The following is a 14,216-nucleotide window of genomic DNA, read 5'->3' on the forward strand; positions in this document are numbered from 1 at the left end:
CGGAGCTACACTGCGGACCCCTCACCCGCCCGAAGTGCCCGCGTCAGTTGCTGAGCCGGCGGTAGCGCCGCAGCCGCCGCAAGCCCGCCGCATCCGGGCGCTCGGCCGGCGCACCGGCGACCGCCACCAACCGCTGCTGTGCGAGCGCGGGGTAGAGGTGCATGCCGATCGCGACGAGCTCACCCACCTGTGGCGGTTCCGGCAAAGCGGCGACATGGATCATTCGCCCGACCACGTTCACGATATAGCCGCGCTCTGCCTTCGGGCCGCGCACGCGCACACGACCCTTGACCCGGTACGCACCGTCGGGCGGATCCTCCAACAGATCGATCAGCGCACCCGGAGACACCGGCCCCGTCAGTGACACGGAGGCGGCATGGGCGTGCTCGTGCTCCCGGTGGCCGTGCGCCTCGTCGCGGAGCAGCCGGGCGATGGGGAGCTCGTCGTCGGGATCCTCGGCGGTGGCGGTGTCGAACACGAGAGCGGGATCGATCCGACCCGCTCTCGCCACGACCAGCTGCGCATGGGGATTGCGCTCGCGCACCCGCAGCCGGATGCGCTCGATCATGCTCTCCCGCTCGCCGTTCGGCAGCAGGTCGGTCTTGCCGATGACCACGAGCGTCGCCGCCGCGTAACGCAGGGGTGGATCGGGCCAGGTGTCGACCGTGTGGAAGTGCTCGACCGCGTCGATCACCTCGACGACGCCCCCGGGCCGGATCCGCTCGACCCCGCTGAAGCGGATCAGCCGCGCCAGCGCGATCGGGTCGGCCGCGCCGCTGGCCTCCACGAGGATCGCGTCCAAGCGCAGTCGCGGATGGGAGAGCTTCGCCAGCGCATCATCGAGCCCGCCAGCATCTGGCAGGCAGCACAGGCATCCGCCGGAGATCGCCGCAACCTCATCGATCTGCCCGGCCACGAGCGCGGCATCCACGTTGAGCGTGCCGAAGTCGTTCACGACCACGCTCAGGCGGGCGCCGGGGCAGCGCAGCAGGTGGTTGAGCAGGCTCGTCTTTCCGGCGCCGAGATACCCGGTCACCGCGACGACCGGCACCCGGCCCGTCGCAGACGCGTTGGGAGGAATTTTCGGTGTGTCTTGCCGATTCGGCATGAGAATTTTCACCTGCTTCTGTCTGTCTCGTACCGTCGGTAGCAACTCTATCGAGAACGATTATCAGATATGGGGAGGGTCGGTGACGGTCGAGACGAGTGATCCTCTCTGGGGTCGCGATCGGCTACCTGCTGGCGGCGGCGACGTGCTTTCTGCAGATCGTGCTTTCTGCAGTTCGTGCTTTCTGCAGTTCATGGTGGCTCCCACCCGGAGGCGTCGGATCCTGTCCGGTCGCCCGCAGAGTACGGGGGTTATGCCGCCCAGCGGATGGACGACGCCCGGTCGTTCATCGCCGCACGGGCATCACGGTGGAGCGTGCGCTGGTGAAGCCGCCGCCGACAGCGAGTGCTCCGTCCGATGTGGAGAGCTCGATTCCGTACTTCTCGAACACGGCGTTCGCGAGGTTCGCGTTCGCATCGACGCAGAGCGATTTGCCGGTGTCGAGCTCCTGCCAACATGACTGCGTGCGGTGCATCATCGAATACTGAGACGGTTTGCTTGGACCGGACACAGTCGCAGCTCGCATCCGCCTCACGAGGGAATATGGAGCGAACAGGATCCGAGGGAGGCGAATACGATGGAGCCGGCACGAGCGTTCGCTCGCCCACATGGACTTCCGGATGAGAAGACCGTGGACGACCAGATCCTTCTGCAACGTCTCTGCGGCGGTGACGACGCGGCGCTGAGCGAGCTGCACGAGCGACACGCTCAGACCGTCTATTGGGTCGCGCGCGAACAGCTGGGGTCGACTCTGGACGCGGAGGAGATCACACAGGACGCATTCCTGCTGCTGTGGCGTAAGTGCCGTCGCGTCGAGCTGGCAGGGACCTCTTCAACCTCCTGGGCGATCACTTCCATCCGTTGCTCGCGTTCCTCGCCCCCGTCTACGCGCTCGCTCCGCATGCGTTCACGCTCCTGGTCGTTCAAGCGCTTTGCTTCGCGGTCGCTGCCGGCATACTGACCCGCACCGCGATCCGCAGCCTCGGCACGATCGCAGGCGGCGTGCTCCTGGGCGCCGCGTTCGGACTCAGCTGGGGATTGCAGTACGCCGCTGAAGCGCAGTTCCACGAGATCGCCCTTGCCGTTCCCCTTCTCACGGGTTCTCTGTGCGCGCTGCTCGAACGCCGGTGGGGCGTGGCGTCCGTATGGGCGGGGCTGCTCGTGTTCGTCAAAGAGGACCTCGGGCTCACCGTCGTCGTGATCGGGCTCCTCATCGCCTACCGCTCCCGCAGACCACTGGGCCTCTGGCTGGCCGCGTGGGGTCTCGCATGGTTCGCGATCGCCACTCTCGTGGTTCTGCCGCTTGTGAACCCGAACGGCTCCTGGGCATACGCCGGCAACGCCAACCCGGTCTCGCTGCTGGCCGACCTGTCTGGGCTGTTCAGCCCATCCAAAGGACACACGCTGCTGCTTCTTATGGTGATCACCGGCGGGCTGCTCGTCAGATCGCCTGTCGCGTTTGTGCTCCTCCCCACCCTTGCCTGGCGGTTCCTGTCCACCAACCACGGCTACTGGGGTCCCACCTGGCATTACGGCGCAGTCCTGATGCCGATCGCTTTCATCGCCCTCCTCGACGTGGTCGAACGTGGCCCGATCAGCCACTGGGCCTGGCTGCGCAGGCACAGTCGGCATGGCGTCGCCGTTTCGATCACGGCCGCGATCATGCTCCTGCCGAGCCTTCCACTCTGGACGATCCTCACCCCAACCGTGTGGGAGCAATCCTCCCGCGCTCACGCAGCCGAACCATCCTCGACGACGTCCCGCCTGCGGCCAGTGTAGAGACTGACATCGGCCTCATGTCCTACCTCGTCGACGGGCACGATGTCTACTGGATTGGCAACTCCAACCCGCCAGCCGGCTGCATCCTGATTGACCGAGTCGCCGGCGGAACCCCCAATGACTGGGGCGGCGTACTCGACGTCTCGCACCACCTCCACCCGGACATTCCCTACACGCTCATCCGGCAGATCAACGGGTACGAGCTAGCCTGCAGAGACGCAACATGAGCGGAACACTGCTGCTGCTTCGGAACGGTCGGATATCGGAGCCCTCTCCAGGCTGTGGAGATGAAGGCCGCTGGCTCGCAGGGCAGTAGACAGGCGTTGCGGCTTCAGGCCTGGCGGCGACTCGCCGCCGCCGCGTCAGTCGATCCAGAGCACGATTCCGGTGAGGTCGTGGAGCACCGCCGCAACCCCGGCGCGCACCGCCGCCGCGCAGCGCTCGGCGGTGAAGGAGGCAGGGTCGTAATTCGAGGAGGCGCCCAGCCCCTCACCACGGAACGACGCTCCCGTCCAATCGACGGCGGTGACGTTATGAGTCGGCTCGGCCACCTCGGCGCCGACCACGAGGAACTGCTGATCGAGGTGGCTCGCCGTGACGGTCGCGAGCGGGTCGATGAGATCGTTGCCCACGCTCACGATGAGGTCGGGCTTCAGCTCGAGTGCCTGGACGATCCTCTCGATCAGGCCGCCGTCAGTCGCAACGGTTCGCAGGTCCACGCGTTCGGCAGCGGCCCACCCGCGCACCTCAGCGATAAGGGTCCGGGTCGGCGCGTCGTCTCCTGCGCTCAGCAGAACGACCCGGTAGCCCGGCGATGGGTGCACCTCGTCCCAGGAGCCCGGGGACGGTTTGATCGTCGACTCCGGGGCGGGAGGAGACAGGGGGACGAAGCCTGCTCCGATGGTGCCGACCGCAACCGGCTTGGGATGCGACTCGGCCCATGGGTCGCCCGCGCAACCCGCGAGCAGCGCGGCAGTGAGAACGGTCGTGGCAAGCCAGGCGGCCATCCGCTGTCGAGGATGCACGGGGTTCGTCCTCCGGAGATGCGATGAGATGCGATGAGATGCGATGAGAGCAGGAATACGCGATTGCAGTCTGCTTCAGATCCGAACGGCGCGCTAGTTGCCGCGGCGACGGTTCCTCAGCCGTTAGCGGGCGCTTCTCCTTTCGTTCATCGACCCGCGAAAGCCTACTGACGACCCCACCGAAGGAGACTCATGTCGCACACCGCTCGTCGTTGCGTCCTCGCGTTTCTCGCGGGGGCGGTGGTCGTGACGATCGGTGCGCTGGCTGTCTCACCCGCCGCGGCACACGGCTTCTCCTCGGTCGCGTATGTCGACGTGAGTTCGAGTGCAGAGGGGCAGGTGCGGACGGAACTCCAATTGGAGTACGACCTCCTCGTCGTCTCCGCGGCGGACTCCGAGCGCGACGATCCGCTCTTCCGGGAGGGCACCGCCGCCTTCGAAGACGGCGACGCGACGTCCCAGGCGACTGTCCTCGACGACCACGCCGCAACGGTGCTCGCCTATGTCACCGAGCGGTTCGGCGTTGCCGCAGGCGGGGAACAGTGCATCCCCTTGCAGGTGGGCAAGATCACCATGAGTCATCAGCAGGGTGTGCCGTATGCCGTCCTCGTCCTCGACTACTCCTGCCCTGCAGCCGGCGGCGGCCATGTGCTGACGAGCCATCTGTTCGGCGACTCGGAGGGCTTCGTGACGGGGACCAAGACGATCCTCAGCTATGAAGTCGACAACCGGTCGGGCAGTGCCGCGCTCGACTCGGGGCAACCCTCGTTCTCGACCGAGCAGAGCACGGGCGAACGCTTCTGGGAGTTCTTCCGTCTCGGCGCCGAACACCTGCTGAGCGGAATCGACCACATCCTCTTCCTACTGGCACTCATCGTGGGCTCGCGACGTTTCCGTGAAGTGGTGCTCACCGCCACGGCCTTCACGATCGCGCATTCGGTGACCTTCATCCTGGCGGCCACCGGTGTGATCTCAGCGCCAGCGATGATCGTCGAGCCGATCATCGCACTGTCGATCGCGGTGGTGGCTGCCTGGCATCTCTGGCGGATCTGGCGCCGTGGCAAGGCTGCCGACACCCTCGACTCGAGCAGCGGTCCACTCGGCCTCGACCGCGCCGGATGGCTACGACTGGCCGTGGTGTTCCTCTTCGGCCTCGCGCACGGACTCGGTTTCGCGAGCGCGCTGGGAATCCACGAGCCCTGGTCGTGGACCCTGCTGTGGTCCTTGCTCGTCTTCAACCTCGGGATCGAGGTCGTGCAGCTTGCGATCATCGCCGCGCTCTTCCCGTTGCTGGCCTTGCTGCGTCGCCGCGCTCCCCGTATCGGTCTCTGGGCGACGGGAGCACTGGCCGTCTCGGTGTTCGTCGCCGGCCTGATCTGGTTCGTGCAGCGCGTGTTCGGTCAGTGAACATGCCCTGAATGTTCGCCCCGCTGAAAGCGGCTCAGAGCCTGATGTACGACAGGAGTTCACTCAGCGCGCGGATGTTTATGCCTGTCCACCCGATTCCCTCTGGGAACAGGCATGTTTCCGAACACCCGTTCCCCGTCGGAACACGCATGTTTCCGAACCCCAACAGAACGGACCTGTATGTCCTCCCCCTTTTCCACGGCACAGCCGCGGTCTCGTTCGCGCCAGCGCGCTTCGGCGGTGTTGACCGCCGTTGCGCTCTGCGCCTCGGTCACGATTGGCGGCCTCGGTGCCGCCCCAGCGATGGCTGCCGATCCTGTCAGCCTGACCGGAATCATTCTCGGTGTCGGAGCGAGCGAGTCTCAGCGAATCGTCAGCTGGTACTCATCCGCCGATGCCGAACAGTCGGTGCAGCTCGTACCGAGCTCCAGTCTCGTCAACGACCAGTTCCCCGCCGATGCATCGACCTTCGCCGCCAGCGGCGGCGCGAACATCGCGACCAGCGGCGGATTCAATCGCCACGCCACCCTCTCCGGCCTCAAGGAGAACACCGGGTACTCCTACCGGGTCGGCTTCGAAGGCAATTGGTCGGCGACCTACGCGTTCAAGACACAGTCCTTCGACGGCGCATTCGACTTCCTGTTCTTCGGTGACCCGCAGATCGGTTCCTCTGGCAATATCCCCAAGGATCAGGCCGGCTGGCAGGACACTCTGGATGTGAGCCTCGCAGCCAACCCCAACGCCGAAATCCTCGTCTCTGGCGGCGACCAGGTCGAGACCGCCAACACGGAGTCGCAGTGGGATGCATTCCTGGCTCCCGAGAAGCTGCGCCAGTACCCCTGGGCGGCGACCATCGGAAACCACGATGTGGGCGGTAAGGCGTACGAGCAGCACCTGTTCACGCCGAACACCGACCGTTCGGGTGCGTACTACTCGAACGGCACCCCCACCTCGAACACCTCCGGCGGCGACTACTGGTACATCTACAAGGATGTCCTGTTCGTCGACCTGAACAGCAACAGCTACCGGACCTCCTCGGGCGGCGGCGGCGACGAGGCGCATATCGCCTACGTGACCGATGTGATCAACCAGCACGGTGCCGAGGCCAAGCACACCGTGCTGGTCTACCACCACGCGATCTACTCCCCAGCGGCTCATGCCAAGGACAGCGACGCCAAGGTGCGCCGCGTCGACTTCCCGACCGTGTTCTCCAATCTGGGCGTCGACCTCGTACTCCAAGGTCACGACCACAGCTACTCGCGCAGCTACGAAATCAAGAACGGCGCGAAGGCGAACCCCGATGAGCAGCCAGGCGCTGCCGATGTGTACCCCGGCCCTGGCGGCGTCATCTACGTGACGGCCAACTCTGCCTCCGGCTCGAAGTACTACGACAACACCACCCCGGATTCCAGCGGCACCAGCGGAGCAGGAAACGGCGCAGACCCGCTCAACCCGGGCAGCTACTGGTATAACTCGGTGCAGAACCAAGAGCACGTCCGCACCTATGTCAAGGTCCAGGTGCAGGCCGATCAGCTCGTCGTCGAGAACATTCGCAGTGGTACCTGTGACGCCCCCAACGCGGCCGTCGAGCTCGCCAAGGTCGCCTGGTGTGGCCCGAACAGCGGTGCCACCGCTGCCCAGCCGGTCGGCTCGATTGTCGACTCGGTCACGATCCACGCCAACCACGGCGATGGACAGGACATCCAGGTGACGGTTCCGGATGCAGCTCCTGGCGAGTTCGGCTGGACGATCGATGGCCACAACGGCCTAGTCGACCTCGGCACCGCCGTCGAGCACAATGGCGACTACTTCGAGGCGAAGGGTCAGATCAACCCGATCGCCGTCACGGACAGCCGCCGTTCGCTCGCTCCATGGTCCATCTCCGCATCGGTCGGGGATTTCCGCGACGGTACCAACACCTTTTCGGGCAGCTACCTCGGCTGGACCCCGAAGCTGGTCGAGGCCGGCCTCGGAGCAACCGAGGGTGCCGCAGTGCAGTCGGCCTATGACGGTGGCGATGGTCTGTCCGTCGCCCGCACTCTCGGCGGGGCCGACCAGGGTCATCCGCGAGGAGGCGCCAAACTCGGCGCCGACCTCGATCTGAAGATCCCGGGCACGATCGACAAGGGTAGCTACCGTGCAACCCTGACGATCACCGCACTGAGCAGCTAACACCGAGCAGCTAACGCTGAGCAGCTAACGCTGAGCGGCTAACACCGAGCAGCTAACGCTGAGCAGCTAACGCTGAGCAGCTAACGCTGAGCAGCTAACGCTGAGCAGCTAACGCTGAGCAGCTAACGCTGAGCAGCTAACGCTGAGCAGCTAACACCGAGCAGCTCAGCAGAACGACATGACTCCTGTGGGGTGGGCGCCAATCGGCATCCGCCCCACAGGACATTCACCATTTCACCCCTCACCACTCAGGAACCCCATGAAGGCGCTCGCCAGCAACTCCGTCCGCATCTTCCTCGCACTGCTTCTCGCCTTGGGCTTCGGCCTTGGCTCAGCGGGCCTTGCGCAGGCGGCAAGCGGTGATGACGTCACCTGGACGGTTCGCACCGCTTCCAATGCCTTCGGTGCCGAGCGCACGAGTTACAACTACACGGTCAACCCCGGTGCGAAGATCGAGGACGCGATCGTGATCGCCAATCGCGGCGGTGCTGCTCTCGACCTCGGCGTCTACGCCGCTGACGGGTACACGACCGAAAGCGGCCAATTCGATCTTGTCGTGGGTGGAGCCACCTCGGTGGGCATCGGTGTCTGGGTCAAGGACAGCACCGAAAGCGTCACCGTCGGCCCCGGCCAGACCGTTGAGATCCCGTTCACGCTGACCGTTCCGCAGAATGCCACCCCCGGCGACTATGCGGGGGGCATCGTCACCTCGCTCGTCCAGCCGGGCGATACGAACGGCATCAATGTCGATCGGCGCCTGGGAATCCGGATCGCCCTGCGCGTGGGCGGCGACCTCAGGCCAAGCCTCGCCATCGAAGGCCAGCGCGTCGACTGGAGCGGAGGGCTCAACCCCTTCGCCGGCGGCGACGCGACGATGAGCTACACGATCCACAACACAGGCAACGCCGTGCTCAGCGCGCAACAGACCGCGGCGGTCACCGGCCCGTTCGGCTGGTTGCGCAGCGAGGCGGGAGCGATCGAGGCTCCGCCGCAGCTGCTGCCGGGGGAGAGCTGGAAGGTGACCGTTCCCGTCCATGGTGTCGCTGCCGCAGTGTGGCTTGCCGCCACCACCACGGTCACCCCTGTGGTCATCGACGCCTCGGGCTCGATGACCAATCTGGCCCCTATCGTGTCCACGGCGAACGGATGGGCAGTGCCGTGGACGCTGTTGGCGATCGTGGCCGCTCTGGTCGCACTGGTGATCCTGACACCGCGTCTGCGGAAACGTCGCCGTATGCAGCAGCAGGCCCGTGAGGATGCTCGCGTGCGGGAAGCCATCGAGAAGGCCCTCGGTGCGACCCCGACTGCCAGCTGACTCCTGCGTCAGTCGGGGTGCTGAGGGCGTGCTGCACCAGGGCATCCACGAGGGCGTTGGCCGAACGCGGTTCAGCGATCGGCGCTTGGCGTCGCCCGCGGTCGAACTCCAGGCGCTCGAGGCGTCCGTCATCGATCTGGAGACACATCGGATTGAAGTATCCGAGCTGCTCGACGCCTGATCCCGCAGAAGCTGTGACGAACCATGACCGCTCTGCTCACAGATCGAAGGATCGCCGGGTACCGTAGTACTGCGTCTCGCAGAGTTGCGGCACATCATCCCCCCCCTGAACAAAGCGGTGGCCGTGCTGTGCCCCCGAAGCTCGCCGGCAACGGCTCTGCGGGCCTCCACCAGCGAAAGGGAACCCAAGGATGTCCATCACACTCTCGAAGAAGACCGCGAAGCTCGTCGCTGCGCTCGCCACGATCCCGCTCATCGTGAGCCTCGCGGCCTGCGCGGGCGGCGGCGCGGCAGTCGAGGGCGGCAACGACGAGATCGTGAAGATCGGCGTCGTCGGCAAGAGCGACCCGCAGTGGGCTGCGTTCACCAAGGCCGCAGCCGAACAGGGCATAACGCTCGAGATCGTCGATTTCGCCGACTACACCCAACCGAACCCCGCCGTCACCGAAGGCGAGGTCGACCTCAACCAGTTCCAGCACATCGTCTACCTCGCCGACTACGACGTCTCGAGCGGTGCGGACCTGGTTCCGATCGGCTCGACCGCGATCTACCCGCTCGGCCTCTACTCCACGAAGCACGGCTCGGTCGAGGAGATCCAGAAGGGTGACACGGTCGCCGTTCCCGACGACGCCAGCAACCTGGCCCGCGCGCTCCTCGTGCTGCAGTCAGCCGGCCTCGTGACGCTCAAGGACGGCGGCAGCATCTTCTCGGGTCTCAACGACATCGACGCGGCCAAGTCCAAGGTCAAGGTCACCGCGCTCGAGGCATCGCTCACCCCCACCTCGCTTCCGGATGTCGCTGCAGCCGTGATCAACAACGACTTCGTCGAACATGCCGGCCTCACCTTCGAGGACGCGATCGCCAAGGACGACCCCGCCGACCCCAACGCGCTGCCGTACGTGAACATCTTCGCCACCCGCGCCGGGGACAAGGACAACGCCACCTACAAGAAGCTCGTCGAGATCTTCCAGACCAACAAGGCCGTGCAGGAGGCGCTTCTCGAGGTCTCTGGCGGCACCGCCGTGCTGCTGAAGACCCCGGTCGCCGACCTCCAGTCGTCTCTGACCAAGGTCGAGGCCGACACCAAGGCGCAGGGCTGAGCCGCAGCATCGATCGATCCGCGGTCGAGCGGGAGGACGGGCCACACGATGGCGCTCGTCCCCCCGCTCGGCCGCACCATTGTCGTTAAGGAACCCCGTGCCACTCGTCAGCCTGCGGAACGTCACCAAGGCGTATCCGTCATCCGAAAAGAACGGCAAGCCGATTCTCGCGATCGACGACGTCAGCATCGACATCGATGCCGGTGACGTCTACGGGATCATCGGCTACTCCGGCGCGGGCAAGAGCACCCTCGTGCGGCTCGTGAACGCCCTCGAACCCGTGACCTCGGGCAGCGTCGTCGTCGACGGTCGGGAGCTAGCAGGGATGCCGGAGCGGGAGCTGCGCGGTGTGCGGCTCGGCATCGGCATGATCTTCCAGCAGTTCAACCTGTTCAACTCGAAGACCGTGTGGAGGAACGTCGCCTATCCGTTGACGGTCGCCGGTGTGTCGAAGGAGAAGACCAGGGCCCGTGTCGACGAACTGCTGGACTTCGTCGGTCTCGCCGACAAGGCGCGCAGCTACCCCGACCAGCTCTCGGGTGGGCAGAAGCAGCGCGTCGGCATCGCCAGGGCGCTCGCGACCGAACCGCGCATCCTGCTCGCCGACGAGGCGACGAGCGCGCTCGACCCGGAGACGACGCAAGAGGTGCTCGCCCTGCTCAAGCGGGTGAATGAGGAGTTCGGGGTGACGATGATCGTGATCACCCACGAGATGGATGTCATCCAGACCATCGCCACCAAGGTCGCCGTCATGGACGGCGGCAGGGTCGTCGAGAACGGCGACGTCTTCGACGTGTTCTCAGATCCGCAGAATCCCTCGTCGAGGAGGTTCGTCTCGACCGTCGTCAAGGGCGTGCCGTCGCCCGCCGAGCTCGCGGTGCTGCGTGAGCGCCATGAGGGCAGGATCGTGACGGTCTCATTCCGCGACGGCGACGCCTCCCAGGCGTCCGTCTTCCTCGACCTGGCTGAGGCAGGAATCGCCTTCGAGCTCGTCTTCGGTGGCATCAACGACATCCAGGGCCGGGCCTTCGGCCACCTGACGCTCGCTCTGCGAGGTGCCGATGCCGTGATCGACGCCGCTCTCGGCCGCATCCGTTCGCATGTCGACGTGACGGAGGTGGCGTGATGGATGCGCTCATCGGTCTGCAACCGGAGCTGTGGAAGGCCGCTGTCGAGACGCTCTACATGGTCGCGCTCACGCTCTTCTTCGGCGGTTTCGGCGGACTCGCCCTGGGTCTCGGCCTCTATTCGACCCGGGCCGGCAGCCTGCTGCCCAACAGCTGGGTCTTCACGGTACTCAACGTCGTGATCAACTTCTTCCGCCCGATCCCGTTCATCATCTTCATCGCCGCGGTGCAGCCGCTCACCCGCTTCGTCATCGGAACGGGCATCGGCAACAATGCAGTGATCTTCGCGCTCTCGCTCGCCGCGTCGTTCGCAATCGGTCGCATCGTCGAACAGAACCTGTTAACCGTCTCACCCGGCGTGGTCGAGGCGGCCCGGGCTATGGGGGCCGGTCCACTGCGCATCCTCGGAACGATCGTCATCCCCGAGGCTCTCGGCCCGTTGATCCTCGGCTACACCTTCGTGTTCGTGGCGATCGTAGACATGTCGGCGATGGCCGGCCTCATCGGCGGTGGCGGGCTCGGCTACTTCGCGCAGCTCTATGGTTACCGGCAGTTCGAGCCGGTCGTCACCTGGGCGGCGGTGCTGCTCGTCGTCGTGCTCGTGCAGGCTGTGCAGTTCCTCGGCAACCGGCTGGCGCGCAAGGCGCTCCGCCGCTGAACGGCGGAGCCTCAGGCGTCGGGCAATTCGAAGTCGAGCGAGAGCCTGCGCAGTAGCCCGGTCATGCGCTCCTGATCGGCGGGGGTGAGCGTCGACAGCAGCACGGCCTCGGCGTCGACGAGTCGCGTGATCGCGGCATCCACCCGGCTGAGCCCGGCCGGCGTCATGGCCACCAGGATGCCGCGGCCATCGTTCGGGTCGGTGCGTCGTGTGACGAGGTCGCGCTCGGCGAGCCGGTCGATGCGGTTCGTCATGGTTCCGCTCGAGACGAGCGTTTGCTGCAGCAGCTGCTTGGGGGAGAGCTGATACGGTCCGCCGGCTCGTCGCAGTGCAGAGAGCACGTCGAACTCCCAGGACTCGAGGTCTGAGCGGGAGAAGGCGCTCCGGCGTGCACGGTCGAGGTGCTTCGCGAGCCGACGGACGCGCGAGAACACGTGCAGCGGCGTGAAGTCGAGGTCCGGGCGTTCGCGCGACCAGGCGTCGACGATCCGGTCGACTTCGTCACTCGCAGGCATCCACCTATTATCGCGGGACGGATGCACATCGGGTCACATCCGCTCTTGCACCCTTTCGGCTGAGCGCGCGCCGGACCGCGCGCCTGAAGTGCGGAGGCTAATGACAGAAGGCCTGCCGTTGATCTGGCAGACTGGATGGCGCGCTCGGCCAGTTCGCGCGCAATCCGCCGTGGTGTAATGGCAGCACGACAGCCTTTGGAGCTGTGAGGTCTAGGTTCGAGTCCTGGCGGCGGAGCTTCTTGAGACAATCCACCGGATCGGTTCAAGAAGCTCCGAAGGGCGGCGGCCAATTCCCAGGAATCCCTGGGAACGCGGCTTTCGTCCACGACCACGCGATGCAGGAACCGTGTGCCCACCGAGCGAAAGGGAAACACATGATCGACCCCCGTCTCGCCATCGTCGTGCTGGCGGCCGGCCAGGGGACGCGTATGAGGTCGTCGATGCCGAAGCTCCTGCATCCGCTCGCGGGCATGCCCATCGTGAGCCACGTGCTCGCCACTGCGAGGGCGCTCGAGCCGGCGCACATCGTGACCGTCGTTCGTCATGAACGCGACCGTCTCGTCGACGTCATAGCCGTCGAGTTGCCCGAGAGTGCGATCGTCGACCAGGATGAGGTTCCTGGAACGGGCCGGGCGGTCGAGCAAGCGCTCACGGCTCTTCCCGACGACTTCGAGGGCGACGTCCTCGTCATCAACGGCGATGTGCCCTTGCTCGATGCCGACACGCTCACCTCCTTCGTCTCCGTGCACCGCTCCAGCGACGCATCCGCCACCGTGCTCTCGGCTGTTCCCGACGACGCGAACGGCTACGGCCGCATCGTGCGCGACGAGACCGGAGCCTTTGACCGCATCGTCGAGCAGAAGGACGCGACGGATGCCGAACTCGCCATTGACGAGATCAACGCCGGTGTCTACATCTTCGGCCTGTCCACGCTGCGCGACCAGCTCGCCCGGCTCACGACAGACAATGCACAGGGCGAGAAGTACCTCACCGACGTGATCGGGCTGCTGCGCCGAGCCGGTTCCGAGGTCGTCGCGGTTCCCGTCGCCGAGCCGTGGTTGGTCGCCGGCATCAACGACCGCGCGCAGCTCTCCGAGACCGCTCTCAAGCTCAACGCGCTCATCGTGCGCGGTTGGCAGCTCGCGGGGGTGACGGTTCAGGACCCGACGTCGACGTGGATCGACCTCAAGGCACGGCTCGCCCCCGACGTCACACTGCTCCCGGGAACGCAGATCCTCGGTGCGACCGTGGTCGAGACCGGCGCGGTGATCGGCCCTGACACGACGCTGCTCGATTGCGAGGTGGGCGAGAACGCCACCGTCAAGCGCACCGACGGCACCCTCGCGGTGATCGGCGCAGGCGCATCCGTCGGCCCCTTCTCCTATCTGCGCCCGGGCACCCTGCTCGGCGCGAACGGCAAGATCGGCACTTTCGTCGAGACCAAGAACGCCAGGATCGGCGACGGCAGCAAGGTTCCGCACTTGAGCTATGTCGGCGATGCGACGATCGGCGAGCAGTCGAACATCGGCGCAGGCTCGATCTTCGCCAACTACGACGGGGCGAAGAAGCATTCGTCCGAGATCGGCTCGCACGTGCGTACCGGGTCTCACGGGGTCTTCGTAGCGCCGATTAGGATTGGGGACGGAGCGTACACGGGTGCCGGCGCGGTCATCCGCAAGGATGTCCCGCCCGGAGCCCTCGCCATCACCGTCGCCCCGCAACGAAACATGGACGGCTGGGTGCATGCCAACCGTCCAGGAACAGCAGCAGACCACGCTGCCGAGGCCGCCGGACAGGCGGAATAGAGACCCGAGCGGCTTCGGCCGTCGA

The 14,216-nt window shown here is 65.9% G+C and carries 13 protein-coding genes, 1 tRNA gene and 1 pseudogene; 11 read left to right on the top strand and 4 right to left on the bottom strand.

All coding sequences use genetic code 11. The features are described from left to right. Positions 1 to 43: 43 nt before the first annotated feature. On the bottom strand, positions 44 to 1,051 hold the full coding sequence (locus ACFQB0_RS02135) for a CobW family GTP-binding protein (RefSeq protein WP_386727003.1): 1,008 nt from the start codon (positions 1,049 to 1,051) through the stop codon (positions 44 to 46). Positions 1,052 to 1,394: 343 nt separating this feature from the next. Beyond that, positions 1,395 to 1,583, bottom strand: a complete 189-nt coding sequence (locus ACFQB0_RS02140; protein ID WP_386727005.1) for a hypothetical protein — start codon at positions 1,581 to 1,583, stop codon at positions 1,395 to 1,397. Positions 1,584 to 1,685: 102 nt separating this feature from the next. Between ACFQB0_RS02140 and ACFQB0_RS02145 the strand changes: the two are divergent. From ACFQB0_RS02145 to ACFQB0_RS02155, 3 genes and pseudogenes are all read left to right on the top strand, one after another. After that, a pseudogene (locus ACFQB0_RS02145) lies at positions 1,686 to 1,910 on the top strand (RNA polymerase sigma factor); the annotation flags it as partial. Further along, entirely contained in the window at positions 1,910 to 2,887 is a 978-nt protein-coding gene (locus ACFQB0_RS02150; RefSeq protein WP_386727008.1) for a DUF2079 domain-containing protein, read from the top strand. The pseudogene ACFQB0_RS02145 and the gene ACFQB0_RS02150, both read left to right, overlap by 1 nt. 17 nt (positions 2,888 to 2,904) lie before the next feature. Next, complete coding sequence (locus ACFQB0_RS02155) at positions 2,905 to 3,114, top strand: hypothetical protein (RefSeq protein WP_386727011.1); 210 nt, start codon at positions 2,905 to 2,907, stop codon at positions 3,112 to 3,114. A 135-nt stretch (positions 3,115 to 3,249) separates the two neighbouring features. Here ACFQB0_RS02155 and ACFQB0_RS02160 read toward each other — a convergent pair whose 3' ends face one another. Further along, positions 3,250 to 3,912: a hypothetical protein gene (locus tag ACFQB0_RS02160; protein ID WP_386727014.1), complete on the bottom strand. Its 663-nt coding sequence runs from the start codon at positions 3,910 to 3,912 to the stop codon at positions 3,250 to 3,252. A 192-nt stretch (positions 3,913 to 4,104) separates the two neighbouring features. Between ACFQB0_RS02160 and ACFQB0_RS02165 the strand changes: the two genes are divergently transcribed. The 6 genes from ACFQB0_RS02165 to ACFQB0_RS02190 all read left to right on the top strand — a co-directional run bounded on the left by ACFQB0_RS02165 (position 4,105) and on the right by ACFQB0_RS02190 (position 11,871). Continuing rightward, on the top strand, positions 4,105 to 5,319 hold the full coding sequence (locus ACFQB0_RS02165; RefSeq protein ID WP_386727016.1) for a HupE/UreJ family protein: 1,215 nt from the start codon (positions 4,105 to 4,107) through the stop codon (positions 5,317 to 5,319). Between the two features lie 240 nt (positions 5,320 to 5,559). Beyond that, positions 5,560 to 7,491, top strand: coding sequence for a fibronectin type III domain-containing protein (locus ACFQB0_RS02170; protein WP_386727019.1), 1,932 nt, complete (start codon positions 5,560 to 5,562; stop codon positions 7,489 to 7,491). Between the two features lie 259 nt (positions 7,492 to 7,750). Then, a complete protein-coding gene (locus ACFQB0_RS02175; RefSeq protein WP_386727022.1) occupies positions 7,751 to 8,806 on the top strand; it encodes a WxL protein peptidoglycan domain-containing protein in 1,056 nt (351 codons plus the stop codon). Between the two features lie 371 nt (positions 8,807 to 9,177). Then, the gene (locus ACFQB0_RS02180) at positions 9,178 to 10,086 is read left to right on the top strand and encodes a MetQ/NlpA family ABC transporter substrate-binding protein (RefSeq protein ID WP_386727024.1); all 909 of its coding nucleotides are present in this window, start codon (positions 9,178 to 9,180) and stop codon (positions 10,084 to 10,086) included. Positions 10,087 to 10,183: 97 nt separating this feature from the next. Next, complete coding sequence (locus tag ACFQB0_RS02185; RefSeq protein WP_386727027.1) at positions 10,184 to 11,212, top strand: methionine ABC transporter ATP-binding protein; 1,029 nt, start codon at positions 10,184 to 10,186, stop codon at positions 11,210 to 11,212. Beyond that, positions 11,212 to 11,871, top strand: a complete 660-nt coding sequence (locus tag ACFQB0_RS02190; protein WP_386727030.1) for a methionine ABC transporter permease — start codon at positions 11,212 to 11,214, stop codon at positions 11,869 to 11,871. The genes ACFQB0_RS02185 and ACFQB0_RS02190 overlap by 1 nt, the downstream gene beginning before the upstream one ends. 11 nt (positions 11,872 to 11,882) lie before the next feature. Here ACFQB0_RS02190 and ACFQB0_RS02195 read toward each other — a convergent pair whose 3' ends face one another. Then, a complete protein-coding gene (locus ACFQB0_RS02195; RefSeq protein ID WP_386727033.1) occupies positions 11,883 to 12,386 on the bottom strand; it encodes a MarR family winged helix-turn-helix transcriptional regulator in 504 nt (167 codons plus the stop codon). 163 nt (positions 12,387 to 12,549) lie between these two features. Here ACFQB0_RS02195 and ACFQB0_RS02200 point away from each other — a divergent pair. Together ACFQB0_RS02200 and glmU are read left to right on the top strand one after the other, a co-directional pair. Further along, positions 12,550 to 12,621 (top strand) — tRNA-Gln (locus tag ACFQB0_RS02200). A 139-nt stretch (positions 12,622 to 12,760) separates the two neighbouring features. Beyond that, positions 12,761 to 14,191, top strand: coding sequence for a bifunctional UDP-N-acetylglucosamine diphosphorylase/glucosamine-1-phosphate N-acetyltransferase GlmU (gene glmU, locus ACFQB0_RS02205; RefSeq protein ID WP_386727036.1), 1,431 nt, complete (start codon positions 12,761 to 12,763; stop codon positions 14,189 to 14,191). Positions 14,192 to 14,216 lie beyond the last annotated feature (25 nt).

The organism is Luethyella okanaganae (assembly GCF_042660285.1).
Taxonomy (GTDB): domain Bacteria; phylum Actinomycetota; class Actinomycetes; order Actinomycetales; family Microbacteriaceae; genus Luethyella; species Luethyella okanaganae.

Bases quoted from the DNA above. Each gene is read 5' to 3' on its own strand.
- ACFQB0_RS02140 (WP_386727005.1), bottom strand. From the start codon at position 1,583: ATGCACCGCACGCAGTCATGTTGGCAGGAGCTCGACACCGGCAAATCG.
- ACFQB0_RS02155 (WP_386727011.1), top strand. From the start codon at position 2,905: ATGTCCTACCTCGTCGACGGGCACGATGTCTACTGGATTGGCAACTCC.
- ACFQB0_RS02165 (WP_386727016.1), top strand. From the start codon at position 4,105: ATGTCGCACACCGCTCGTCGTTGCGTCCTCGCGTTTCTCGCGGGGGCG.
- ACFQB0_RS02175 (WP_386727022.1), top strand. From the start codon at position 7,751: ATGAAGGCGCTCGCCAGCAACTCCGTCCGCATCTTCCTCGCACTGCTT.
- ACFQB0_RS02180 (WP_386727024.1), top strand. From the start codon at position 9,178: ATGTCCATCACACTCTCGAAGAAGACCGCGAAGCTCGTCGCTGCGCTC.
- ACFQB0_RS02190 (WP_386727030.1), top strand. From the start codon at position 11,212: ATGGATGCGCTCATCGGTCTGCAACCGGAGCTGTGGAAGGCCGCTGTC.
- ACFQB0_RS02195 (WP_386727033.1), bottom strand. From the start codon at position 12,386: ATGCCTGCGAGTGACGAAGTCGACCGGATCGTCGACGCCTGGTCGCGC.
- glmU (WP_386727036.1), top strand. From the start codon at position 12,761: ATGATCGACCCCCGTCTCGCCATCGTCGTGCTGGCGGCCGGCCAGGGG.